Annotated in this window: 24 protein-coding genes; 8 read left to right on the top strand and 16 right to left on the bottom strand. The window is 55.9% G+C overall.

Going from position 1 to position 24657, the window contains the following annotated elements:
- Positions 1 to 23 precede the first annotated feature (23 nt).
- Entirely contained in the window at positions 24 to 1184 is a 1161-nt protein-coding gene (locus AB7E06_RS00190) for a pyridoxal phosphate-dependent aminotransferase (RefSeq protein WP_094195702.1), read from the top strand.
- Positions 1185 to 1278: 94 nt separating this feature from the next.
- On the opposite strand, the gene AB7E06_RS00185 is transcribed toward AB7E06_RS00190, so the two are convergent.
- Positions 1279 to 2118: a lytic transglycosylase domain-containing protein gene (locus AB7E06_RS00185; RefSeq protein WP_094195701.1), complete on the bottom strand. Its 840-nt coding sequence runs from the start codon at positions 2116 to 2118 to the stop codon at positions 1279 to 1281.
- 96 nt (positions 2119 to 2214) lie between these two features.
- Here AB7E06_RS00185 and AB7E06_RS00180 point away from each other — a divergent pair, with 96 nt between their 5' ends.
- Positions 2215 to 3759 carry a UbiD family decarboxylase gene (locus AB7E06_RS00180; protein WP_249461210.1) on the top strand — a complete coding sequence of 515 codons (1545 nt, stop codon included), beginning with the start codon at positions 2215 to 2217 and terminating at the stop codon, positions 3757 to 3759.
- Between the two features lie 124 nt (positions 3760 to 3883).
- Here the strand turns inward: AB7E06_RS00180 and gloA are convergent, their stop codons facing one another.
- Together gloA and AB7E06_RS00170 are read right to left on the bottom strand one after the other, a co-directional pair.
- Positions 3884 to 4300, bottom strand: a complete 417-nt coding sequence (gloA, locus tag AB7E06_RS00175; protein ID WP_427954643.1) for a lactoylglutathione lyase — start codon at positions 4298 to 4300, stop codon at positions 3884 to 3886.
- A gap of 94 nt (positions 4301 to 4394) precedes the next feature.
- The gene (locus tag AB7E06_RS00170) at positions 4395 to 5318 is read right to left on the bottom strand and encodes a LysR family transcriptional regulator (protein WP_238988587.1); all 924 of its coding nucleotides are present in this window, start codon (positions 5316 to 5318) and stop codon (positions 4395 to 4397) included.
- Positions 5319 to 5624: 306 nt separating this feature from the next.
- Between AB7E06_RS00170 and AB7E06_RS00165 the strand changes: the two genes are divergently transcribed.
- Entirely contained in the window at positions 5625 to 7004 is a 1380-nt protein-coding gene (locus AB7E06_RS00165; RefSeq protein ID WP_427954641.1) for an MFS transporter, read from the top strand.
- 246 nt (positions 7005 to 7250) lie between these two features.
- The gene (locus AB7E06_RS00160) at positions 7251 to 7685 is read left to right on the top strand and encodes a hypothetical protein (RefSeq protein WP_094195698.1); all 435 of its coding nucleotides are present in this window, start codon (positions 7251 to 7253) and stop codon (positions 7683 to 7685) included.
- A gap of 62 nt (positions 7686 to 7747) precedes the next feature.
- On the opposite strand, the gene AB7E06_RS00155 is transcribed toward AB7E06_RS00160, so the two are convergent.
- From AB7E06_RS00155 to dacB, 13 genes are all read right to left on the bottom strand, one after another.
- Positions 7748 to 9058 (bottom strand): amidase, encoded by a 1311-nt coding sequence (locus AB7E06_RS00155; protein WP_094195697.1) that lies wholly within the window; start codon positions 9056 to 9058, stop codon positions 7748 to 7750.
- The gene (locus tag AB7E06_RS00150; RefSeq protein WP_427954638.1) at positions 9039 to 10205 is read right to left on the bottom strand and encodes a DUF1116 domain-containing protein; all 1167 of its coding nucleotides are present in this window, start codon (positions 10203 to 10205) and stop codon (positions 9039 to 9041) included. The genes AB7E06_RS00155 and AB7E06_RS00150 overlap by 20 nt, the downstream gene beginning before the upstream one ends.
- Before the next feature lie 9 nt (positions 10206 to 10214).
- Complete coding sequence (locus AB7E06_RS00145) at positions 10215 to 10829, bottom strand: NAD-dependent dehydratase (RefSeq protein ID WP_108728757.1); 615 nt, start codon at positions 10827 to 10829, stop codon at positions 10215 to 10217.
- A 47-nt stretch (positions 10830 to 10876) separates the two neighbouring features.
- Positions 10877 to 11749: an NAD-dependent epimerase/dehydratase family protein gene (locus tag AB7E06_RS00140; protein WP_035271165.1), complete on the bottom strand. Its 873-nt coding sequence runs from the start codon at positions 11747 to 11749 to the stop codon at positions 10877 to 10879.
- A gap of 20 nt (positions 11750 to 11769) precedes the next feature.
- A complete protein-coding gene (locus tag AB7E06_RS00135; RefSeq protein ID WP_249461200.1) occupies positions 11770 to 12735 on the bottom strand; it encodes a PDR/VanB family oxidoreductase in 966 nt (321 codons plus the stop codon).
- A gap of 18 nt (positions 12736 to 12753) precedes the next feature.
- The gene (locus AB7E06_RS00130) at positions 12754 to 13977 is read right to left on the bottom strand and encodes an aromatic ring-hydroxylating oxygenase subunit alpha (protein ID WP_427954634.1); all 1224 of its coding nucleotides are present in this window, start codon (positions 13975 to 13977) and stop codon (positions 12754 to 12756) included.
- A 503-nt stretch (positions 13978 to 14480) separates the two neighbouring features.
- Entirely contained in the window at positions 14481 to 15359 is an 879-nt protein-coding gene (locus AB7E06_RS00125; RefSeq protein ID WP_094195693.1) for a LysR substrate-binding domain-containing protein, read from the bottom strand.
- A gap of 159 nt (positions 15360 to 15518) precedes the next feature.
- Positions 15519 to 15908 (bottom strand): hypothetical protein, encoded by a 390-nt coding sequence (locus AB7E06_RS00120; protein ID WP_094195692.1) that lies wholly within the window; start codon positions 15906 to 15908, stop codon positions 15519 to 15521.
- Complete coding sequence (locus tag AB7E06_RS00115) at positions 15905 to 16294, bottom strand: phage holin family protein (protein WP_094195691.1); 390 nt, start codon at positions 16292 to 16294, stop codon at positions 15905 to 15907. Before AB7E06_RS00115 ends, AB7E06_RS00120 begins: the two co-directional genes overlap by 4 nt.
- Positions 16295 to 16452: 158 nt before the next feature.
- Complete coding sequence (locus AB7E06_RS00110) at positions 16453 to 16770, bottom strand: DUF883 family protein (protein ID WP_094195690.1); 318 nt, start codon at positions 16768 to 16770, stop codon at positions 16453 to 16455.
- 145 nt (positions 16771 to 16915) lie between these two features.
- Positions 16916 to 17632 (bottom strand): hypothetical protein, encoded by a 717-nt coding sequence (locus AB7E06_RS00105; protein WP_094198257.1) that lies wholly within the window; start codon positions 17630 to 17632, stop codon positions 16916 to 16918.
- A 102-nt stretch (positions 17633 to 17734) separates the two neighbouring features.
- Positions 17735 to 18385, bottom strand: a complete 651-nt coding sequence (upp, locus tag AB7E06_RS00100) for a uracil phosphoribosyltransferase (RefSeq protein WP_094195689.1) — start codon at positions 18383 to 18385, stop codon at positions 17735 to 17737.
- Positions 18386 to 18455: 70 nt separating this feature from the next.
- On the bottom strand, positions 18456 to 19904 hold the full coding sequence (gene dacB, locus AB7E06_RS00095) for a D-alanyl-D-alanine carboxypeptidase/D-alanyl-D-alanine endopeptidase (protein WP_094195688.1): 1449 nt from the start codon (positions 19902 to 19904) through the stop codon (positions 18456 to 18458).
- A 158-nt stretch (positions 19905 to 20062) separates the two neighbouring features.
- Between dacB and queA the strand changes: the two genes are divergently transcribed.
- The 4 genes from queA (at position 20063) to secD (ending at position 24626) form a co-directional block, all read left to right on the top strand.
- Positions 20063 to 21127, top strand: coding sequence for a tRNA preQ1(34) S-adenosylmethionine ribosyltransferase-isomerase QueA (gene queA, locus AB7E06_RS00090; RefSeq protein WP_094195687.1), 1065 nt, complete (start codon positions 20063 to 20065; stop codon positions 21125 to 21127).
- Positions 21124 to 22260: a tRNA guanosine(34) transglycosylase Tgt gene (gene tgt / locus AB7E06_RS00085; protein ID WP_094195686.1), complete on the top strand. Its 1137-nt coding sequence runs from the start codon at positions 21124 to 21126 to the stop codon at positions 22258 to 22260. Before queA ends, tgt begins: the two co-directional genes overlap by 4 nt.
- Positions 22261 to 22349: 89 nt before the next feature.
- Positions 22350 to 22694, top strand: a complete 345-nt coding sequence (yajC, locus tag AB7E06_RS00080; protein WP_003803689.1) for a preprotein translocase subunit YajC — start codon at positions 22350 to 22352, stop codon at positions 22692 to 22694.
- Between the two features lie 60 nt (positions 22695 to 22754).
- Positions 22755 to 24626 carry a protein translocase subunit SecD gene (secD, locus tag AB7E06_RS00075; RefSeq protein WP_094195685.1) on the top strand — a complete coding sequence of 624 codons (1872 nt, stop codon included), beginning with the start codon at positions 22755 to 22757 and terminating at the stop codon, positions 24624 to 24626.
- The last annotated feature ends 31 nt before the right edge of the window (positions 24627 to 24657 follow it).

The following is a 24657-nucleotide window of genomic DNA, read 5'->3' as shown; positions in this document are numbered from 1 at the left end:
ACTTTTTACCCGAGATTTGCCGCATGTCCCGCCTCGCCCGTCGTACCGAGCACGTTCTTCCCTTTCACGCTGTTGAACTCTTCAAACAGGCCAATGCCTTAAAGGCCACTGGCCGCGACATCATCAGCCTGGGCATAGGCGAGCCGGACTTTACCGCCCCGCAAGCCGTGGTCGATGCACTGCATCAGGCCAGCAATCAAGGTTTAGGCCAATACACCGCCCCTGCCGGTCTGACCGCTCTACGTGAACGCATCGCCCTGTATTACGAGCAGCAGTTCCAGGCCCGTGTCGACCCCTCGCGTATTGTGGTCACGGCGGGCGCATCGGGTGCCCTGTCTCTGGCTACGCTGGCCCTGATCAATCCCGGCGACGAAGTCCTGATGCCCGATCCGTCCTACCCAGCCAACCAGAACTTCATCATGGCCGCTGGCGGCACAGCCCGCCTGATTCCCGCATCGGCAGACGAACGCTTTCAGCTAAGCGCCCAGCATATTCGTGAACACTGGGGTCCCAAGACCCGTGGCGTTCTGATTGCTTCGCCCAACAATCCCACTGGCGCGACGATTTCCCGCCCTGCCCTGCAAGAACTGATCAAGGAAGTGCGCGCCCGTGACGGCTTCATCATCATGGACGAGATTTATCTGGGTCTGTTTTATGAAGAAGCACCCCTGAGCGCCCTGACCTTGGATCAGGACATTATTGTGATCAATAGCTTTTCCAAGTATTTCCACATGACAGGCTGGCGTCTGGGCTGGTTGATTCTGCCCACCTGGATGACCGAAGCCTGCGAGCGCATGGCCGCCAGTCTGGCAATCTGCGCCCCCTCCCTGGCCCAACATGCCGCCCTGGCCTGCTTCGAGCCGGAAACCATGGCCATTTATGAAGAGCGTCGTCTGGCCTTTAAACAGCGCCGTGATTACCTGCTGCCCGAGCTGGAGCGTCTGGGTCTGCGCGTGCCCGTACGCCCGGATGGCGCTTTCTATATTTATACGGATATTCGCGAATACAGCCAGGACAGCGATGCCTTCTCGCAGCAACTGCTGCACGAGGCGGGTGTGGCGGCGGTGCCGGGCCGGGACTTTGGTACGGCTCATGCGCCTTATACCTTGCGTCTGTCCTACGCAACCGGCATGGATCGCCTGCAAGAAGCGATCAGCCGTCTGGGGCAGTTTCTGGGCCGCTAAGCCCAGCCTCTTTTCCGTCTGTCGGGCGATCAAGCCCGATTCCATAAAAGTATTTCGGGCCGCAAGGCCCGATTTCTTTTTCTATCCAGACTGCTTAGCGTGCCCGAATCGGAATACCCGAGGCCAAGGCAATACGACGGCGTTCAGCCAGTACCTTCGCGCCATAACCACCATCGCTAGGACCGGTGGCTCCCACATAACAGGCCAACCCCCCCTCCAAAGACCCACGGCGACGGATGCAGTCCGACAGAATCTGCCCGCCCACCCGAATATTCGCTTCCGGGCTAAGCACAGCCAGCGTGCCTTCCATATAGATATCGAACTTCTCTTTATGGACTTTGGTCATCACCTGCATCAGGCCCTGCGCACCCACATGGCTTTCTGCATAGGGGTTGTAGCGCGACTCAATGGCAATCACCGCCAGAATCAGTTGCGGGTCCAGGTTCTTTTCCTTGCCCACAATAAAAGCGGTGTGAATCAAAGCACCCGCCACCGAATAGGCAATCTTGTACTTGCGCGCCAGGTAACTACGCAAAGCCTGCTGCTGAGCCGCCGTGACGCCGGCAATAGGCTGCCCGGTGACCGACGCACGCAGATTCTTCATAAAGCCCTGATAGGTAGAGACCGCTTGCTGCTGCTCCGCCTGACTCAAGTCTTCGCCTCCTTCCGACAGGTTGGGCTGAGTTTTATCCGCAGGCCAGACTGCCTGGCTGTACGCATCGTATTTCAGCGCCTCGGGGCGCAGGGTTTGCACGAGACCGGTGTAAAGCTGGTTAAACTGAGCGCGCATCGATGGCACAACCACACAAGCTGCGATCGTGACCAGTACGGCAATGCCCAGGTACATGGCACATACGTGCACAAACTCGCCGATGCGATACGTCAGGGTGCGGGCCGAGCGACTAAGTACATAGTCCATATCTTGGAAGCCCATGGGATCATCCTTAGTATTGCTAACTGCCCGATGTTAACCTTAGAACCTGTTCAAGGTCTTAACCAAAAATATCTGCAAGCGGAGCCCCGTTCTTCTGTGAAATACCGTGACTTGAGAGACTTTATTGCCCAGTTGGAAGCCAAGGGCGATCTGAAGCGGATTACGCAGCCAATTTCCACCTCGCTGGAAATGACTGAAATCAGTGACCGGGTACTGCGTGCCGGTGGTCCGGCGCTTTTGTTTGAGAACGCCCAGCATCAAGGCGCTAAAGCTGCCATGCCGGTCTTGGCCAATTTGTTCGGTACGCCGCAACGCGTCGCCTGGGGTATGGGCGCGCAGGATGTGTCGGCATTACGCGACACTGGCGAACTGCTGGCCAATCTGAAAGAGCCGCAAGCGCCCACCGGAATGCGCGATGCGCTGTCCAAAGTGTCCATGCTCAAGTCCGCCCTGTGGGATATGAGCCCCAAGAACGTTCGCTCTCCCGCTTGTCAGGAAGTGGTGCTGGAAGGCAAGGATGTGGACCTGAACCAGATCCCCTTGCAACTATGCTGGCCCGGCGACGTGGCCCCCTTGCTGACCTGGGGCTTGGTGATTACCAAAGGCCCCCATGCCAAACGCCAGAACCTGGGCATTTATCGCCAGCAACTGATTGGCCGCAACAAGCTGATCATGCGCTGGTTGTCCCACCGAGGCGGGGCGCTGGATTTCCGCGATCACGCCCTGACCAACCCCGGCAAACCCTTCCCGATTGCTGTGGCTCTGGGCACTGACCCTGCAACTATTCTGGGTGCAGTCACCCCCGTGCCCGATAGCCTGTCCGAATACCAATTTGCCGGTTTGCTACGCGGCTCGCGCACCGAAGTGGCCAAAGCCTTGGGGAGCGACCTATCCGTGCCCGCCTGGGCCGAGATTGTGCTGGAAGGCCATATTCTACCCAGCGATCACCCGGAAGCTCTGGCCCCCGACGTGCCCGAAGGCATGAAACCGCCCGCAGACAGCAGCTATGAAATGGCACTGGAAGGCCCTTACGGCGACCACACCGGCTACTACAACGAGCAGGACTGGTTCCCGGTCTTTACCGTTGAACGCATCACCATGCGCCGTAACCCGATTTACCACAGCACCTACACTGGCAAACCACCCGATGAACCTGCCGTTCTGGGCGTGGCACTGAACGAAGTCTTTGTGCCCCTCCTGCGCAAGCAATTGCCTGAAATTGTGGATTTCTACCTGCCACCCGAAGGCTGCAGCTATCGCCTGGCCGTCGTGTCGATTCGCAAGCAATACGCAGGTCATGCCAAGCGCGTGATGTTTGGCGTCTGGAGCATCTTGCGCCAGTTCATGTACACCAAGTTCATCGTCGTGGTGGACGAGGATGTGAACACGCGTGACTGGAAAGAAGTGATCTGGGCCATGACTACCCGTATGGACCCGGTGCGCGACACCGTGCTGGTGGAGAACACACCTATCGACTATCTGGACTTTGCCTCGCCGGTATCGGGACTAGGCGGCAAGATGGGCATGGATGCCACCAACAAGTGGCCCGGAGAAACCCAGCGCGAATGGGGTACGCCTATCAAGATGGATGAGGCCACCAAGAAAAAAGTGGACGATGTGTGGGGATCGCTGGGGCTGTAAACCAGAACGCACCTTCATCCGGCGCATTCAAAAATAAACAAAGACCATCACCGCAAGGGTGCATGGTCTTTGTTTTATTCAGCTCATCAAAGCGGGCTATTCAACACGTAACCCGAAACCAATATCAGGACGGCAAGGCCAGCGGCTCCACCAGCTCAATCAGGTACTCATCCGGGTCAAGCACAAAGGCAATCGTGCGTTTGCCGTGATTCATCTGCTTGGGAGGCGTCTTGACCCTGACGCCCTGCTCTTCCAGATAACGCACGGCCTGATGCACGTCCTGGACCATCAAGGCCAGATGACCAAAAGCCCCGCCCTTCTCATACGACTCTTTTTGATCCCAATTCCAAGTGAGCTCCAGACTGGACTGCGTGCCCTGATCAAAACTGAGAAACACATTGGTGAAGCGGCCGGACTCATAGTCCGTATGGCGCACAACATGCATGCCCAGAATATCGCGGTAGAACGCCAGGGATTGTTCCAGATCCAGGACGCGCAACATGACATGATCAAGGCCAAACTGTATTTCGGAAGTGCTCATAGCGAGGGGCAGAGGGTGGAAAATTGCAATGTAGCAAAACCGCCCCCCTTGCATCATGACCGCTCATCAAGGGTCCATGAGAAATACTCAAGCCTTACGCACTGGCCGCCATCAGCTCCGACGAGATGGTCTGGATGAATAAAGGCACACAGGGATTGGCATTGCTTTCCTGCCACATGATGTTGATGAAGGACTGCGGATGCTGCCCCGATAAGTCCAGATCAATGGCCACCAAATCACGGTGTACGTACTTGCGCAAGGACTGCGACAAGACAGCAATGCCAATATTGGCCGCCACCATGCTCATGATGCCGGTAATGGTGCTGGCTTCCTGCACGGAATTGGGATGAAAACCAGCATGTCGGCACAGTGAATAAAAATAGCGCCGCCAGACCTGCCAATGCGTCTTGCTGCCCACCACAAAACGCTCATTGGCCAGTTCCACCAAGGGGATGGATTTTTCCTTTGCCAAAGGGTGATCGCTCTGCAAAAGAACGATAGGGTCATCATGACAGACCGGCTTCCACTGCACGCCCAGCTCTTCGGGGTCATCAGAGAAAGCAAAGCCAAAGCCCAGGTCCAGGCTGCCCTGCTGCAAGCCCTGAATTTGCTGCTGCGTGGGCATATATAACAAATCGGTTGTGATGTTCGAATACTGCTGCTTGAAGTGCTCCAGCGTTCTGGGTAACACGTCCTGCACCGCGTAGTCGTTATAGGCAATGATCAGGTGTCCGATATCGCCAAACTTGGCTTTCTGGGCCAGTTCGATACCGCGCTCCAGATGCACAAAAACCTGCTCGATTTCCTGCAGCAGCAAAAAGCCTGCCGCTGTCAGCCTGACTTGGCGGGTGCTGCGTTCAAACAGATCCACCTGCAAGTCCTCTTCCAGCTTTTTGATGATGCGCGTCAGCCCCGGTTGCGTGATGTGCAACCGCTCCGCCGCCTTCTTGAAATGCAACTGTTCGGCCACCGTTTTAAAGGCGCGCAGGTGATGCAAGTCCAGGCGTGCGGGAATCATGGTTTCGCTCATTTTTTAGATTGATAACATCGCGATCAATAATAGTGCGCGAATAGTGAATGGACAAGCAATTTGCAGAGGATTAGCTTATCTAGCACGCACTGGATGGCGCTTTGCAAGCATGCCAGGAGCGGATGCCCAGCCCCACAGAAAGGAGGAACTCATCCTGTTGCAGCCGATGCTCTAACCGAGCTTTCAACCAATACCAAGAAAAGACAGACACGTATAAATAATAAAAAAACCAGCTACCCCCACAGGGTTTGATTTCAAAAAACAGATAGTCCCAATACTTGAGGAGACATAAGTATGCAAAGGGAAAGCACCGTGGCCGAATCGGAACATACCGATACGGGTCACATCAAGAAAGTAATGATGGGTTCAGCGGCCGGTACGATCGTTGAATGGTTCGACTTTGCCTTGTTCGGCTATATGGCCGTGTACATTGCACAAAACTTCTTCCCCACGGAAGACAAGATGGCGGGCTTGCTGGCCACCTTTGCAGTATTTCTGGTGTCCTTTATTGTCCGTCCCCTGGGCGGTATCTACTTTGGCAGGCTGGGCGACCGTATTGGCCGCAAAAAGATTCTGGCCCTGACCGTCTTGCTGATGTCCGGCTCGACCGCGGCCATTGGTCTGATTCCAACCTATGACAGCATTGGCATCTGGGCTCCGGTTCTGCTGATCATCATCCGCTGTATTCAGGGGCTGTCGGCCGGTGGCGAATATACAGGCGCCACCATCTACACCGTTGAACACAGCCCCATGAACAAGCGCAACTCCTACGCCTGGGCCATGTCCGGCGCCACCTACTTTGCGTTTGCACTGGCAGCAGGGATCAGCGCCGGTCTGGCCGCCATTGTTGGCACCGAGGCCATGGGCGATTGGGGCTGGCGCACCATCTTCCTGCTGGCCGTTCCCATGGGCATCGTGGCCTTTTTCATTCGCGACCACCTGGCCGAATCGCCCGAGTTCCAGCAGATGCGTGCGGAAAAGAAAGGTCAGCTCAGCTACAGCGCTTCTCAGGTGTTCAAGGCAGAGGGTTCCAATATTGTGAAGCTGGGTGGCTTTATCGTGCTGTACGCCCTGTCCTTCTACATTTTCTCTACCTATATGAACACCTTCCTGCGCACGGTCATTGGCTTGTCCTCCGTCCAGTCCCTGACCGCGAACATGGTTGCCCTGCTGTTCGTCACTGCCCTGACCCCGCTTGCCGGTGTGATCTCGGACCGGGTGGGCCGCCGTCGCATGATGCAATTTGCCGCTGTCTGGCATGCGCTGTTCACCATTCCGGCCTATATGATCGTCAGCAAGGGAGCTTCTTTGGAGGCCGCTATTTTCGGCATGCTGATTATCGGTATTGGTCAGGTGGCAGCCAGTGTGGTGGCCGTCACTCTGCTCTCGGAGATGTTCCCCACCGACATGCGCTATACCGCTTCCAGCATGTGCTACAACATCACCTTCGCGATTTTTGGTGGTACTGCACCGTACCTGGCCATCTGGCTGACGGCGCAGACAGGCAGCTATCTGGCCCCGGCGTTTTATGTCACGGTGGTCGCGGTTCTGTGCTTTTTCTGGGTGACGGTGCTGATGCCCGAAACCGCCAACAAGCCTTTACGCCGCTATCACACCGAACCGGCTCATGATGCCAAACCGGCAGTCAGCATAGGCAAGGCAAGCGCCAGTTAAGCCTTCTTTATTCCTGCTGGTTTTCCGCTATCAACAGCCCTGTTTTACAGGGCTGTTTTTTTATGGAAAAAGAGCATTGATTTACATTAAAAGCAATTCACATAAAGCTGATTCTGCCTATACAGAAACCGTATTACCATACCGGCTTCTATAGAATAGCCTTCTATAGCCCGCGTCAAATATAGACTCACCTCCTGCCTTAAGCAGGCAGAAGAATACGCTTGCACTGCCCAAGGAATTTGCACCATGACCACCATCAGCCTCACCAACGTAACCGTAAGCAGCGACGCCAACTCGCATGCCCAAGGGTGGCTGACGGTTCAATTCAGCAATGGCTACAGCATCCAGGCCTACTGCCCCGAAAGCAGTGACAACTGGGCCCAAGGAGCCCGGCAGCTGTGCAAACCAGGACATCACGACGGTCTGGCCCCCACGCAGGTAGACGAGCTGCTGATGCAAGCGGCCGACGATGGCAGCTATGTCGTCCTGCAAGCCACTCTGCCCAAGGCTGCCGTTCCCATGACTTATGCCCGGCCCGCTGACGAGCACGTCTATATGGAGCTGTCCCACAAACAGCAAAGCGTTTTCAGCGCGGATTTCCTGGCCATTGCCGCGATTATTTTCGGGGCGCTGTATGGTTTGAAATGGTTATTTGAAAAGTATCTGCTGCCAAAACTATAAAAAAACGCAGCCTAAAAAAAAAGCGCCCTGTAAAAACAGGACGCCTAAAAGAAAAAAGAAATCTACACCGTCAGCACTGAGCTGCTATTTAAAAAGCGCTGCTGCAACTGACGCGCCTGTAAAAGCAAAACATCATCCTGATGCGGTTTACCAATCAACTGCAAACCCATGGGCAGTTTCTGGAAATAACCCAAAGGCAAGGACACCACGGGCAAGCCCAATAACTGCCAGGCACGACTCATGAATGGCGCCCCCGTTCCTTCGGTTTTATAAGGCGCAACACCGGCTGCCGCAGGCGCCAGAATGAAATCCGCCCCACTATCTGCAAACCACTGCAACACTGCCTGTTTGAGCGTGTCCGCTCTTTGCAAGGCAGCAATGTACTCCATGTAGGGAAAAGCCAGACCCGTGCTCATCAAGGACTGCATATGGGCACTCAAGGTTTCATGCTGCTGTTGCTCGTACACCAGATTCCGGGCCACTTCATAAGCCATGATCTGGGCATGCAAGGCCGTCAACTCAACGACGGCATCCTGCAAGGGGAAATCAACCAACGTATGTCCCTGTTCCGACAAATCCTTCTGGCACGCCTGCAAGGTCTCCAGCATCTTGCCCTGAACTTCGCCCAATGCTTGCCCAGAGAAAACACCGAACACACAAGCCGCCTGCGCTCCCGGCGTGCTCAAACTCAAGGGTTTGTGCAGCAGGATATTGCGCAGCAAGAGCGTGTCGAGCACATCGTTGCTGAGTATGCCCAAAGAATCCAGCGACTGCGCCAGCGGTTGAATATTACGCAAGGAAAACTCGTTCTTGCTGCCTACATAGCCAATGCAGCCGCAGTAGGATGCGGGCCGTATGACCGATGCCGCCGTCTGTGTGCCGAAGGCTACCGGCACCATGAAATCGGCCACGGCAGCAGCAGAGCCGCTGGAGGAGCCGCCGGGTGTACGTTCAGCATCATGCGGGTTATTCGTCTTGCCAGCCTGAAAGTAAGCAAACTCGGTTGTGACCGTCTTGCCCATCAAAATGCCGCCTGCCGCTTTCATCGCGGTAACGCAGGAAGCATCCATATCCGGAATCCGATCCTGGTGAATGGCTGAGCCCATTGTGGTGGGAATACCGGCCGTATCAATTACGTCCTTGACCGCAAAGGGCAGGCCCATCAAGGGCGAAGCCTTGTAAAAATCGCTGCGGCTTTCGTACTCGGCCAGATAGTCGTCTTGATCAATCAGATACTGCCAGGCACCAATCTTGTCATCGCGTGTGGCAATGCGCTCGTAGAAAGAAGCCACGATCTCCGGCAGACTGGCTTCGCCCGTATGCAGAGCGTGCAGCAATTGATGCAAAGGCAGCTTAAACCACTGTCGTTTCATGCTGCCACTCCTTGAGAGCTTGAAATAAAGAGGCATCCACCGTCGCCACTCCACCGCCAATACGACCGCGCTCTCCGGCACCGTCGATCATGCCCAGCAACACCAAAGGCCCGGTATTGCTGGCAATCACTTGCGCAAAATCACTGATGCCATTGCGCCCGGCCAAAAAGGGCAAGCGGGTTTTCAGAAACAGGCTTTGACGAGTCAGGTAGTTCGAGGGCAAAAAGGCATGCAAATTCTTCGCACTAATCCCGGCCAGATCCAGACACTGACCACCCAGCCCTACAAAATCCACCACCGCACTATCGCCCAAGGCTCCCAGCGCGTTTGCCTGTTCATTGCCGGGTTCTTTATTGCCAGCAATAACAGGGGCATCCGTAACCAACCAAGTTGTCGAACTGGCCAATTGCAGACCAAAGCGCAAGCCATTGCCGCCGACTTTAACGATAGTATCCGCGCCATCAGCGGGCGTCTGGTTTGCCAGAATCAAGGCACTGGCGGCCATCCAGTAATTCAAGGCCCAGGCCATCGCACCGTACAGAAAGCTCTGGCTGGCTTGGTCATTAATGCCCCAGGAGACAATAATGTCGGCCAGTTGCCTGGAGCCATGCATGGTACGAGCATGGCCATCATCACCATTGAGCAAGGAAGCCTGGACGATGGGGGCCAGATCTACCAGTCCCTGAAACTGTGCAGCCAGCCGTGCGCCCAAATCCTGATGCAGCCAACGCAGATGCGGCACCATTTCATCAGCAAAAACACCCAGGCGGGTGCACCACTGCATGCCTTCATTCAGCACCGAGTACTTCTTGTTTTCGGGCTGATTGCTGTCGCTGACCTCAATCAAATACATGGACGGCGTGACGACTCCGGCCAATGGCACCACCACGCCGTAATCCTGCGCGGGAGCCAGTTGCACGCCCCCTGCGTCCAGCAAGGCTTGCGCCTCTTGTTTGTTGCCCGCCCAGCCCTCATACAGAATGCCGATCAAAACCGAATTTCGGATTGCGGCAGGCAGCTCCTGCGCATCCCGAAACGGTGGCCCGGCATGCAAGACCAGGCGGCTTTGCGAGGACAAAATGGATTGCAGGGGACGGACTCCCGTCCAGGCTGGCATCACGGCCTGCGTCTCTACATGCTGAGCCATATCGTCTCCTTACGCTACGCGCACCCAGGTTTCACTGTTCGCCAGGCTGGCGGACTGCGCACGCGAGCCGTTAAAGTCTCGCTCTATGGTGTTGCCTGGCAAGGCCTTGCCATTGATCAGCACTCTGGCTTGCTGCGCCGGATGGAATACACACATCATTTCGTGCTTCTGGGTTTGGGTCTGGCTTTGCGGCAGGTCCACACAAATCGCGGGCTGCGTCATTTGATGCCATTGCAATTCCACCGTCAGACCTGCACTGGCGGAGGAGACAGACTCGCTGACCAGCTCAGGGAAACGGTTCACCGTCTGGAAAACGCCGTCACCCAAGACCTGCAACTTATCCAGCGCCACCGCCTTGCGAAACAAGCCAAAATGGCGCACAAAATCCCGTACCAGATACTCGGCCAAAGGCTGGTTGTCTGTAATCAGCAAACGTGCGTCGCTGTCCTGCCCGTCCTCGTAGGGCTTGTCCAGAACCAGGATGGCCTGGCCGCTGCCATACGCCGAGCTGGCAATGCGAAAGTACAGGGACAAGGACGACCAATCCTGCTCAGGGTCGGTCTTCAAATAAATAAAAGGGTTGTCACCCGTCCAATCCAAGGTGCCGGTTTTAATGCCCGTCATGCTCAAGTCTCCGTATTCAATTTGTTCGTCAAGAACGCCTGGACGTTTCACGCCAGGTCTTTTTCCACCGCGTATTCCTGGCGCAATTGCTGAAAATCCGTACTTGGCTGCCAGCCCAGAATTTCCTTGGCCGCATGGCTGCTGAAAATAGAGGCACGGGGATTGTTCTGATACCAGCGCGGGTTCTTGATTTCAGGCACAGGGCCAATAATCTGCTGATACCAGTCTGTGGTTGCCAGAGGGTGGGAGCTATCGTCTGCGCTGATGAAAAACACGCCGTAGCGCAAACCTTGCAGATTCACGGCGGCCTCAAAAGCACGCGCCAGATCCGCAGCCCAGATGTAATAAAACAGCCAGTTGCGCTGCGGGCTGTCAACGAACTGGATGTACTCGGCAATGGTTTCCGGCAGCACCACGGCCAGCGGACGCAGGCAGATCACTTCCATATCGCTGGCATCGCTAAAGCTTTTTGCCATCTGCTCCATGACAATCTTGCTGACGCTGTAGGCCTGATAAGGCTTGTTTTCATGGGCCTCGTCTACAGGCAGATACTGAGGTTTCCAATCGGCGCGCATCTCCGACAGACCGCAGGCTGAAATACTGGAACACAGCACCACTTTCTTGACGCCGTTTTCACGACAGGCTTGCAGCACATGCCAGGTGCCGCGCACATTCACGTTGATGTACTGCTCCTCAGCAGCCTTCCAGTCGAAATCAATCGCCGCCAGGTGAATCACGGCATCGGCGTCTTTGGTGGCCGCACGCACGGCCTCCAGATCCATCACATCCGTTTGAATAAAAGAAACCTGATGCTGGCTGGGTTTCAGATCCGCCACGACCACATCCATGGTCTGCATCAATTGCTGTACGACGTACGAGCCCACACGGCCCGAGCCACCTGTAACCACCACTTTCTTCATGGTGTTTCTCCTGTTTATTGTTATAGATCCAAAACCAATTCAGCCGACAAGGCGCGCGAAACGCAGATCATCATGGTTTCATTCAGCCGCCGTTCTTCTGGCGACAGCACAAAATCCCGATGCTCCGGCAAGCCGGAAATCACTACGGTCTCGCAGGTGCCGCAGGTGCCGTTCTGGCATGAGCACTTGACCCGTATGCCTTCCCGTTTCAAGGCGGCCAGAATCGTTTCATCCCCCGCTACCGCGATGCTTTTGCCCGACTTCTTCAGGGTCACGGTAAAGCCCTTGCCTTGCAACATGGCCGGATCGGTCTCTACCGAGAAGCGCTCCAGCACCAGTTGCCAGCCAATATCGGCCTGTTCCTGTTGATAGTTTTCCAAGGCGGTCAGCAAAGGCTGCGGACCGCAGGAATAAACGACGGTTTGCGCATCCAGCGCTTGCAATGCGCCTTGCAGATCAAACAGACCGTCCTGATTGGAGGCATGCGTGGTGATACGCGCGCCATCCACTTCTTGCAGCTCTTGCAGAAAAATAAAATCCGCTGCGTTTCTTGCCAGATACAGCAAGTGCCAGTCCAGACCCGCTGCCGCAGCGGCCTGGACCATGGGCACGATAGGCGTGATGCCTATGCCCCCGGCAATAAAGAAGCACTTCTTGTTTGCAGCAAAGGGAAAGTGATTTTTCGGAATGCTGACGGCCAGTGCATCACCTTCCTGCAATACCTCATGGATATACGCAGAGCCGCCCCGCCCGGCATCCTCTTTCAGAACGGCAATTTGCCATTCGCGGGTATTGGCCTGTTGGCCACACAGCGAATACTGACGGTAAAGCGGCTCGGTCTGCGACACCGCCAGTTCCAGCTCAATGTGCGCCCCTGGCTCCCAGACGGGAAACGCGCCCCCGTTTTGCAAACCCAGAGTCAGACCCACAACGCGCTCTGACAGCCTGGTTTTCTTCAGCACGCGTGTTTGCAAAGTTTGCTGCATGATGCTGCTCCTGCTCCCTTAGGCAATCGCTCGGATCGGCAGTACCCGGCTTTGCTCGTCCGCACGGCGCTCTTCGGCGCGGTACAGATCAATCAGCCAGTTTTGCAAACGCTTGATGACCAGCTCTTCATTGGTCAAGCGGCCACGGGAGGCAAAGTTCGATTGCATGCCCTGATGCGAACGACGCCAGGCAAACAAATCCTCGATCATCACGGGGTACAAATCATCGTGTTCCTGATCGAACTTCTCTTTGTGATCCTCGCGCTCCAGTGTTTCTTGCGGATACATCCAGGACACGCCGTAGGTCGATTGCTTGGCGCTTTTGGGTAGCCACATGAAGTACTTCACCTTATCGGGCATGGCCACCAGCAAGAGGTTAGGAGCCACCGTCACGTAAGAAAGCTGGGTCCGCTCCTGATCGGTCAGACCATCCATGGGCGGCTGCAAGATGGAACCGGTATGCGTCGGCGCGGCGTCCTTGTGGGTGGAGAGCAGGTTGTAGGACACAATGCCATTGGCTACGTCATTAAAGACAGCAGTTTCATCGACACGATCCGGATTGGTTTCGTACATGCCGCCCCAGGACGAAGCATGCAGGAAGCTGCAGTGGTAGCACTCGTCATTGAAGATCTTCCAATTCCAGTCGAAGCTCTCCATCTTCAGAGGCTCCGAGGACTTCAACTCGGACATGCGGTAGTTCGCCAGTTGCTTACCCAAATTGCCCAGGCGGGTATGCAAGGCAGGCGCCATGGCGTCGTAGTTGATGAAGATGAAGCCTTCCCAAACCTCGGCACGGATTTTGGGCAGACAGACGCTCTTGGGGTCAAAGCTGGCGCCGGTATCAGTCAGACCAGGGGCGGAAACCAGTTCACCTTCCATGTTGTAGACCCAGGCGTGCAAAGGGCAACTGATACGGCGCACATTCCCTGCCCCTTCCAGCAACAGCATATTGCGGTGACGACAGACGTTGGATAGCACATTGATGCCACCTTCACGAGTGCGGATAGCGAACAGCGCATCATTACCTACGTCAAAGGTGAAAAAGTCACCAGCATTGGGAATGTCAGTCGCACGGCCCACACAGAACCACTGTTTTTTCCAGACGGCATTCAGTTCGAACTGAAAAAACTCTTCCGAGTTGAAACACTCGGGGGGCAAGGCGAAAACCTCATCGGTTTCCTGCTGAAAGTAGCTGCGGTCAAATTCTTCAATCGCAATGGGTGAGCGTAGAGCGGGAGTCATCTCAATATCTCCTCTGGTTTGCATGAGCACCATGAATGGCTTTTATTAGGTCAGGCCAATCATGCGACAGGGAGCGACCCTTGAAAATTGAGCAAATTTGACGGAACGATGAGTTTTTTTTGTTGTTGAATTGGACTAAGGGAAAGCGGTGGATCGCAATCACTACAAAATGAGGCCGTTCTTGACGACGTAAAGCCCGATTGAGGGCTGCGTGTCAGCCATTTGGAACCAGGGATGAGCGGTGTGAGAACTAGGCGGAGCTTGATAAAACCTCCAGCCACGCGCGTCAGATCGGGTTTCCACACCCTGATCGATGAAAAATGAGCAATGAACGATGTGCGATGTGCGATGTGCATCCAGCCTGGTTCGGGAAGGCCGATACATAAAAAAACCTGCATATTTGCAGGTTTTTTAAAGACGCAGGCACAGCGACACGGTCAGCAAAGAACAAAGAAAGCCCAGTCACCGAACGCAGTATAGGGGCGTCGCCAATCAACTACCGCCTAACGAATTGCAATCGACGCGACCCAATCCACAAACTCCTGCTCCTGTCGGCTAAGGTTCGCCTCCTTGGGGTAGGCCAGGAAATAAGCGTACTCTTCCAGGCAAACATCGAAAAGCTGGACGATCTCTTTCTTGTCGATCAAAGGTTGCAGCAAGGCCGGACAGCCCAGCATCACCCCTTGGCCGTTCAAGACGGCATTCATGCGTACATTGGTGTCATCAATGTGAAAGCTCTTCTTGGCCGTCAGCTCCTGCCCCGCCGCCTTGCGTAACCACTGCTCCCAACAAAGCTGATTTTCTTCGTGAATCAGCACATGCTGGTTCAGATCCGCCGGAAATGTGATCTGGCCATGCGCTTGCAAATAAGACGGCGCACACACAGGCGTCAAATTGCCGGGAATGATGCGCAAGGTCTGCAACTGCGGCCAGTCGCCCTGCTTGCCCCAGACAATTGCAAAATTGATGTTGTCCCTGAAAAAGTCCGGTGCCTGCAACCTGTGCAGCAAGTTGATTTCAATGTCCGGATGCTTCAACCAGAAATCCCCCAGTTGCCCGGTAAACCACATGCTGGACACAAAGGGCCGCAGGGACAGATTGATGCGGCTCTTGCCGTGCGGCATGCGCAATTCACTCAAGGCCTGATTGATCTCGTAAAAAGGCCGCTGCAAACGGTCGAACAAAAACTGGCCCTGATCCGTCAACTCCAGGGAACGGTTTTTACGCAGAAACAGCTTGCAGCCCAGATACTCCTCCAGCACCTTGATCTGGTGACTGACTGCCGAAGGAGAGACCAGCAGGTCTTCTGCCGCCTTGGTAAAGTTCAACCTTTGCGCGGATACCGTAAAGGTTCTTAAGGCATTCAGTAATGGCACCTGCATAACGGGCTATGTCTCCTGATGTGGCTAGCTTTGTTCTGAAATTATTTATTATCGGAGCATAAGCCTTGCCGTCTTCAAAAACCAGTCGGCTGAACACGGGGTCCCTCAAGCGCGCATAAAAAAACCGGCCTGGGCCGGTTTTTGAAAATACAAACAGACTTACTCGTTCGCATCGGTTTTGCGCCGTACCGGAACCAGAACATTGCGTGCTTGCTCGCGTGCCGACTTGGAAGCATCAAACAATTTCCAGGCTCCCAGAGCCAAGGCTCCGATACGCAGCCAGCGCCCGCCAAAGCTACTGAGCACCGCCGAGGCACCAGATAACAGAAACGGATAACGGCGTGACAAGGACAATGCACTGGCCACCACACCGCCCATGCTCAAACCCGACGGCTTGACGCTGTTCCACAAGTTGCCGGGGCTTAAATCTTCCCCCAGGGAATGGATCTGGGACGACATGGCCTGCCGCTCCAAGGAGGCGCGGACTCGCAACAGTTCAATACGCACCGCCCGCTCCTGGGCGGACATGCTCTCTTGCTTCGTGCTCATTTCCCGTCTCCCTCGGAATCCCTCAAGCGCTCAATAAACGCGACATCGCGACGCAGCTCGGACAAGGTCGCTGAAAAAGGAATTGGACCTGTCGTCAGACGACGACGTACGGCCAGGAAAAGCCCCACTCCCAAACCGGCATACAAAACGACCAGTCCCCCCAAGGCCCAGTAACGATACTCCGTAGGCCAGAAGTACAAGGCCAGCAACAAGCTAAACACCAGCACCGCCAGAGTGGAGAACAGCAGTGCGCCAAACACCATAGTGAAAATAGTGATCAGGCTCGCCTTTTGCTGGCCGGCCTCCAGAGCAAACAGCTCCAGCCGAGTACTGACAGCTCCTATCAAGGTAGAACCAAGCTGACTGATAGTTTGCCTAAGCGCCATGATTTATCCCTGCTCTGCGACATCTTGTCCTTACCTGCAAGGACAAGAGCCTGGTTTCTAAAAGGCTGCCGATCTGGACGGCAAAGTCCAGATCGGCAGGGTCGCTTTTTATGCTGCTGCAGCCCTACGAAAGGCCCGCAGCGCAGAGCACAGACAGATTAACGACGACTGATCAGCATGCCGAACATCAGGCCCACAATACCGGCCACGCCAATAGCTTGCCAGGGCTTGTCGTGGACATAATTGTCGGTTGCTTTGGCTGCACGCAGGCTGTGATCAACCACCGCTTCCTGGGCATCGTGCAAGGAATCCCGGGTCAGACGCAATGAGCGCAAGGCTTTTTCCCGCAATTCACCGGCTTTGTCGCCCGTGGCTTCGGCTGCTTCACGCATCAGTTGTTCTGCTTCATCCAAGCTCGCTTTCACTTCCTCGATGAATTTGTCTCCGCTGTTTTCCAGACTTTTCTTGGTAGCCATAAATAACTCCTTGCCGTTGAAAGGGACACGCGACAAATACGTATCGCCAAGTGAATGGCGCCATAGCAGCGCCGCACAAAATTCTTTAACCCGCACTTTTCAGGATAAAGATACTCGGTGAACCTGTGAGATATTCATCACAAGCTTACTTCAGTTGGGTTACCTCTACCGTAGACGGTACACCGTTCTGAATACTTTCTTGCTTCATGACCATCTGCACCTCCGGACAATACCAATCGGTAACCTGTGAATTGATTCCCGGAATAGGCAGGCTGATGCCACTGAAACTGGCCTGGGTAGGCTCAATCTCGCGTTGATAGCGGATAGGCCAGCACTGGTAATTGCCCAATGCAGTCTGTATGGATTGTTGGGAGCCGACCGTCTTGGCACCAGTATGGATGCGCAGAACATTGGCCTGGCTACGCTTGTCCAGATTGATCTGATAGCTCTGACGGGGGAAAGTCTGTCCGTCTTGCAGACCACCATGTTCGTAAGAGAACAGCCCCAGCAAACGCAGGTCGAACGAGCCTTGAACGGCTTGCAGACCACCCCGGCCATCATCACGTTGGAAACGGGTGCGACCATCGCGCACGGTCATGACATAGTCAATATTAGGCTTGCTGGCAGGCAAACCCGCCAAGGCCACGCTGGCCTTGCCCTGTACGCGAGCCTGGCACTGATCGCCGCCCTGCTTTTTCACATCAGAAAACGCCAGATCAGCGCCCAAGGCCAGAAAACCCGAGCCAGTCAGCTGCACCTGCCCGCCGTCACGCATAAAGGGGACGTCACACAAGCCGGCCTGGGCCGAACCCAGGCCCAAGGTAAGCAACAGAGGAGCAGCCATCCAAGCATTCAGTTTCATATGCATTCTGGATTCAGTGAAACGTAGACTTAACGCTTTATTATGCCTATCCCCCCTGCCATGCTGGCAAGGGATTGTAAAAAAGCACAACAAGTTCCGGAATTACACCTCGCCGTCCTGAACCTTCTGACGCGTACCAAAAATACGGTCGCCCGCATCGCCCAGGCCCGGCACGATATAACCGTGTTCGTCCAAATGCTTATCAATGGACGCGGTATAAATATGCACGTCAGGATGGTGTTTTTCAAGAGTGGCGATGCCTTCAGGGGCCGCCACCAGCACCAGGGCACGAATATTCTTGCAACCCGCTTTTTTCAGCAGATCGATCGTGGCAACCATAGAGCCGCCGGTGGCCAACATGGGGTCGATAATCAGGGCCAGACGCTGGTCCAGCTCACCGACCAACCGTTCCAGATAGGTCTGGGCCTCAAAGGTTTCTTCATTTCGGGCGATACCGATCACGCTGACCTTGGCGCCGGGAATCAAGCTCAACACCCCGTCCAACATGCCAATACCGGCGCGCAAGATGGGAACAACCGTCACTTTCTTACCAGCCAGCTTTTCCACTTCCACATTGCCACACCAGCCTTCAATGGTGGTGGGTTCCAAGGGCAAATCCTTGCAAGCCTCGTAGGTCAGCAAAGAAGCAATTTCCTGGGACATTTCGCGGAAATTTTTTGTGCTCAGATCTGCCTTGCGCATCAAACCCAGTTTATGGCGGATCAAAGGGTGGCGTATTTCGTGTATGGGCATGATTGCTTCATCAAATTAGGGACTAACTAAAAACGGGGCTGCTGCACAGCAGCCCGCACTATCGTGATCGTTAACGCACTGCCAACCACTTCACCACCGAGTCAAAAAAGGGCCGGGCAGCGGCAGAACGTTCGTCATTGACCATCATGACAACAATATACCGCTTTCCACTGGCTCCCAGCACGTAACCAGCCAGCGCACGACTATCGCGCAGTGTGCCGGTTTTCAGGTGAGCACGGCCCTGAACCTCGTCATCGCGCAAGCGCGAACGCACCGTGCCATCCACACCGGAAATCGCGAAGGAGGAAATGTACTCGGGCATCCAGTTCGAGCGCCAGGCAACCTTCAGCATGTCGGCCATCCCGCCCGCCGTAACGCGTCCATTACGCGACAGACCGGAGCCATTGTCTACCGTCCAGCCAGCCGTGTTGACACCCTGACGGCCTAATACTCCCATGACTGCCCGTTCACCACTGGCGACGGTCGCACCCGGACCGCTCATCTCAGCGCCCACGGTCAGCAAAATGGTCCGAGCCATCACGTTATTGCTTTGCTTATTAACAAGGCGAATCAAATCAGACAATGACCGCGAATCATGCCAGGTAATCGCCTGGGCACGGGCAGGCACGCGGCCTGTCTTGATATCGCGGGCCAAGGTGCCGCCCAGATCGCGCCACAGGCTACGAAACAGTTTGTCGAAAAATTCGGTTTGGGAATGCACCAGTCGGTACACGCTGAACTCACCGCAAGAAGCAGCGGCCTTGCCACTGACACGCACCACCATGCCACCGGCTTCAGGCTGAATCTGGGTTCCAACTACAGGCGAACCAGGGCAGGTGGCCGTCGACCACTCGACTTCACCCTGAACGCGCACACCCGGCAGGGGCGGGTCAATAATCGCAATCCATTTGCGCGCCTGGGTATCGGGTTGGAACACCAGGCGGGACGCCCCCAGCCCTACCATCATGGCGTCCGGGCTGGCGTTATAGGGACGGTCACCCGCATTATCGAAGTCGCCCGGATTGATGGTGACGTTACCGAAGATGGAACGATCCACAATAACGTCGGTCAGATTCTTCACCCCACGCAAGCGGAGCTCGCGCAACATGTCCCACAACTGCGGCACGGTCAAAAACGGATCGCCCCCGGCCTTGATATACAAAGGCCCTTTCAGCGTGCCTTGCTCGTCCACTTGCAGGCCATCCTGGGCCATCAAGGTCGTGCGCCACGTGTATTCTGGCCCCAGAGCGGACAAACCAGCCCAGGTGCTGACCAGTTTCATCACCGAGGCAGGGTTACGCGGCTCTTGGGCGTTGACGCCAATCAGACGCGGGCCATCAGCCTCGTCCACCACGATGGACAGGGACGATTGTGGCAAACGGCTGGCATTCCAGACCGAAGCCAGCTCGGGCGGCAAGGCCTGGGCCAGGGCTAGCGATGCGCCTTGCACCATGAGCAAGGTGGCCAAAGCCACATGCTTGCAACGACTCAAAACAGGCTTTGCCTTTAAAACGCCCATGCCCTCGTCTCCAACAGATCAATTCAGGAAAGATCCAAGCATACCGAAAGAAAAACACCACGGATATGGCCGTTTCAGCAATCTGGCGGCAAAGCGTTAAAATAGTCGGTTACCCCACCAGGCCCGGTCTTTTGGCCCACGGCCCTTTACGACAAACCATGAGCATCGACCCCTCTTTAACTATCGCCCAGTTCGACTACGAGCTTCCCCCTGATCTGATCGCTCAAAGCCCGCCGGCCCAGCGCCAGGGCAGCCGTTTGCTGCATCTGGACAGTGCCAGCCAATTGCATGACCGCCAATTCACCGACCTGCCCAGCCTGCTGCGCAAGGGTGACCTGCTGGTCTTTAACGACACGCGCGTCATCAAGGCCCGCCTGCACGGCCAAAAAAGCAGCGGCGGCAAGGTGGAAGTGCTGATCGAGCGCGTGACCGGCCCTGATACGGCCCTGGCCCATATCCGCGCCAGCAAATCCCCCAAACCCGGCACCTTGCTGGAACTAGCCGAAGGCCGCGTACTGGCCGACTGCACCGGACGGGAAGACGCCTTGTTTGCCCTGCGCTTTCACGAGCCTGTGCTGGACATGCTGGAGCAGTACGGCGCAACACCTCTGCCGCCCTACATTACCCACGCGGCCGATGAACAGGACGACTCGCGCTACCAGACTGTCTACGCCCGTCACCCCGGTGCCGTAGCCGCCCCCACAGCGGGCCTGCACTTTACCGACGACATGCTGGCCACCTTGCGCGAGCAAGGCGTGGACCAGGCCTTTGTGACCTTGCACGTGGGTGCAGGCACGTTCCAGCCTGTGCGCGTGGACAATATCAGCGAGCACGTCATGCACGCCGAACGCTACCACGTCCCCGCCGCCACCCTGACCAAGATTGAAGCCACCCGCGCTGCTGGTGGCCGCGTCATTGCCGTGGGCACCACCAGCGTGCGTTCGCTGGAATCTGCCGCCAGCAAAGAGCCCGGCATGAACCAGCGCTGCGCCGATGGCAGCATTGAAGGCGACACGCGTCTCTTTATTACCCCCGGCTTCCAGTACCAGTGGGTAGATGCGCTGATCACCAACTTTCATTTGCCCCAGTCCACCTTGCTGATGCTGGTATCGGCTCTGGCGGGGATCGAACCCATACAACGTGCCTACCAGCACGCCGTCCAATCCCGGTATCGCTTCTTTAGTTACGGCGATGCTATGTTCATTGAGCCCCCTACCCCATGAGTGGACTGAAGTTTGACCTTTTAAGCACCGATGGCGGCGCTCGCCGTGGCCAGATCACCCTGAACCACGGTGTGGTGCAGACCCCCATCTTCATGCCGGTAGGCACGTATGGCAGCGTCAAGGCCATGATGCCGCACGAGTTGAACGAGATTGGCTCGCAGATCATTTTGGGTAACACCTTTCACCTGTGGCTGCGTCCAGGCACGGAAGTCATGGACAAGTACCAGGGCCTGCATAACTTCATGCAGTGGGACAAGCCCATCCTGACGGATTCGGGCGGTTTTCAGGTGTTCAGCCTGAAAGGCATGCGTAAAATTACCGAGGAAGGGGTGAAGTTTGCCTCCCCCATCACCGGCGAGCGCCTGTTTCTGACACCTGAAGTGTCCATGCAAATCCAGTACTCCTTGAACTCCGACATTTCCATGGTGTTCGACGAGTGCACTCCCTACCTGATTGATGATCGCCCCGCTACGCATGATGAAGCGGCCAAATCCATGCGTATGTCTCTGCGCTGGGCGCGTCGTTCGCGCGAGGAATTCAAGCGTCTGACCAACCCCAATGCCCTGTTTGGTATTGTGCAAGGCGGCATGTACGAAGATTTGCGCGACGAATCCCTGGCGGGTCTGACCGACATCGGCTTTGAAGGCTACGCCATTGGTGGCCTGTCCGTAGGCGAGCCCAAAGAAGACATGATGCGCATTCTGGCGCACACCACACCCAAACTGCCCACCAACGCCCCCCGCTATCTCATGGGAGTAGGCACACCTGAAGATCTGGTGGAAGGGGTCAGCCAGGGTGTGGACATGTTTGACTGCGTGATGCCCACCCGCAACGCCCGCAATGGCTGGCTTTTTACGCGCTACGGCGACATCAAAATTCGCAATGCCCGCTACCGTGACGACACACGCCCGCTGGACCCAAGCTGCACTTGCCATACGTGTCAGCATTTCTCACGGGGCTACTTGCATCATTTGCAGCGTTCCAATGAAATTACCGGCTCGCGTTTGAATACCTTGCACAACCTGCATTTCTATCTGCAGATCATGCAAGAGATGCGTGATGCCATTGAGCAAAAGCGTTTTGCGGCCTGGCGCGAGCAATTCCACCAGGATCGAGCACGCGGCATTGAATGACACGCGGTTTGTGATACCGCAATAAAGTGCCGCTACAATACACCGTTAGTTTTTGACAACCCACACAAAAAAATCCTCAGGAGCCCCACATGTCCGCTGTTGACATTCTGACTCTCATCCCCGCCCAGGCAGCTGCCGGCGGCGAAAATGCCTTGATGGGCATGCTGCCCATCATCTTGATGTTCGTTGTGCTGTACTTCTTGATGATTCGCCCTCAAATGAAGCGTCAGAAAGAGCACCGCAATCTGGTGTCCAACCTGGCCAAAGGCGACGAAGTCATCACCTCCGGCGGTTTGCTGGGCAAAGTCAGCAAAGTTCACGACAACTACCTGACCGTTGAAGTGGCCAACCTGACCGACAAGCCTGTTGAAGTTCTGGTCCAACGCGTGGCCGTTACGACTGTTCTGCCTAAAGGCACCATCAAGTCGCTGTAATGCCTCCGACCCCGGACCTCGGTCCGGGGTTGCCATTTCTGCACCCGTCGTAGATATCCCATGAATCGTTATCCCCTCTGGAAATATGTCATCGTCTTGGTCGCGCTGGCGATCGGCCTGATCTATACCTTGCCCAATCTGTTTGGTGAGTCTCCTGCTGTCCAGGTTTCCAGCGCCAAATCCACGGTCCGGCTTGAAACCAGCCTGATCAGCCATGTTGAAGAGCTGCTCAAGCAAAACAATATTCCTACGACGGGCTCGTATTTTGAGCAAAACGGACCCAACGCCACCGCGCGTTTCCGTTTTGAGTCCACCGATGTTCAGCTCAAAGCCAAAGATCTGATCGAGCGCGAGCTGAACAAGGACTCCACAGCGACCGCTCCCGACTACACCGTCGCTCTGAACCTGGTGTCCGCGTCGCCTGCCTGGCTGACCGCATTGGGCGCGCATCCCATGCACCTGGGTCTGGACTTGCGCGGCGGCGTTCACTTTCTGCTGCAAGTCGATATGCAGGGCGCACTGCAAGCCCGCTACGACTCCATGGTGGCTGATGCCCGCAGCGTGCTGCGCGAAGCCAAAGTACCTGTCGGGACCATCGAGCGCGATGGCCAGTCCCTGCGTATGGACTTTGCCTCGGCTGAGAATCGCGACCGCGCCCAGTCCGAAATGCGCCGCGCCATGCCTGATCTGGAGTTCATTCCTGCCGGCGATAGCGGCTTGACCGCTCGTTTGACGGAAACCGCCACCATCCAGGTGCAGACCAACGCGCTGACACAAAACATCACCACCTTGCACAACCGCATCAACGAGCTGGGCGTGGCCGAACCCGTTATTCAACAACAGGGTTCGGACCGCATCGTGGTTCAGTTGCCCGGGGTACAGGATGTAGCGAAAGCCAAAGAAATTCTGGGCCGTACCGCCACGCTGGAACTGCGCATGGTGGAAGACTCCCCCGCTGCCGTTGCCGCGTTGAACTCGGGCACCGTGCCCTTTGGCCTGGAGCGCTACACCGAACGTGGCGGTGCTCCTTTGCTGCTGCGCCGTCAGGTCATCCTGACCGGTGAGAACCTGCAGGACGCCCAGCCTGGCCGCGACTCGCAAACCCAGCAGCCCACCGTCAACCTGACGCTGGACAACAAGGGCTCACGTATCTTTCGCGACATTACCCGCAACAATATCAACAAGCGCATGGCTATTGTGCTGTTTGAAAACGGTGTGGGCGAAGTGGTGACGGCTCCGGTTATCCGCAGCGAAATTCCCAATGGCCAGGTACAGATCAGCGGCAGCATGAATGCTCAGGAGGCCGCCGACATTTCCCTGCTGTTGCGTGCCGGTTCGCTGGCCGCCCCCATGAGCATCATTGAAGAGCGCACGATTGGCCCAAGCCTGGGTGCCGACAATATTCGCCAAGGCTTTAACGCCACGCTGTACGGCTTTATTGCAATTGCCATCTTCATCATGCTGTATTACCACTTGATTGGCCTGTTCTCCACCATTGGCCTGACCTTCAACGTGCTTTTGCTGCTGGCTGTGCTGTCCATGCTGCAAGCGACTTTGACCTTGCCCGGTATTGCGGCCATTGCCTTGACACTGGGTATGGCCATTGACGCCAACGTGCTGATCAACGAGCGTATCCGCGAAGAATTACGCAATGGCGCCTCACCGCAACAAGCCATTCACCAGGGCTTTGATCGTGCCTGGGCCACTATTTTCGACTCCAACCTGACCAGTCTGATTGTGGGTGTTGCTTTGCTGGCCTTTGGCTCGGGCCCCATCCGTGGTTTTGCGGTGGTACACGTGATCGGCATTCTGACCTCCATGTTCTCTTCGGTGGTTGGGGTCCGTGCCCTGGTCAATCTCTGGTATGGCAACCGTCGTCGCCTGCAAGGGATTTCTATCGGCCAGGTCTGGAAGCCACAGGACAAGAAGTAAAGCGCCGGGGCCGGTGCAAACCGGCCAGGCA

The sequence above is a fragment of the Alcaligenes sp. genome (genome assembly GCF_050255915.1).
Classification (GTDB): Bacteria; Pseudomonadota; Gammaproteobacteria; order Burkholderiales; family Burkholderiaceae_B; genus Alcaligenes; species Alcaligenes aquatilis.
This window is presented reverse-complemented; position numbering and strand designations above follow the sequence as displayed.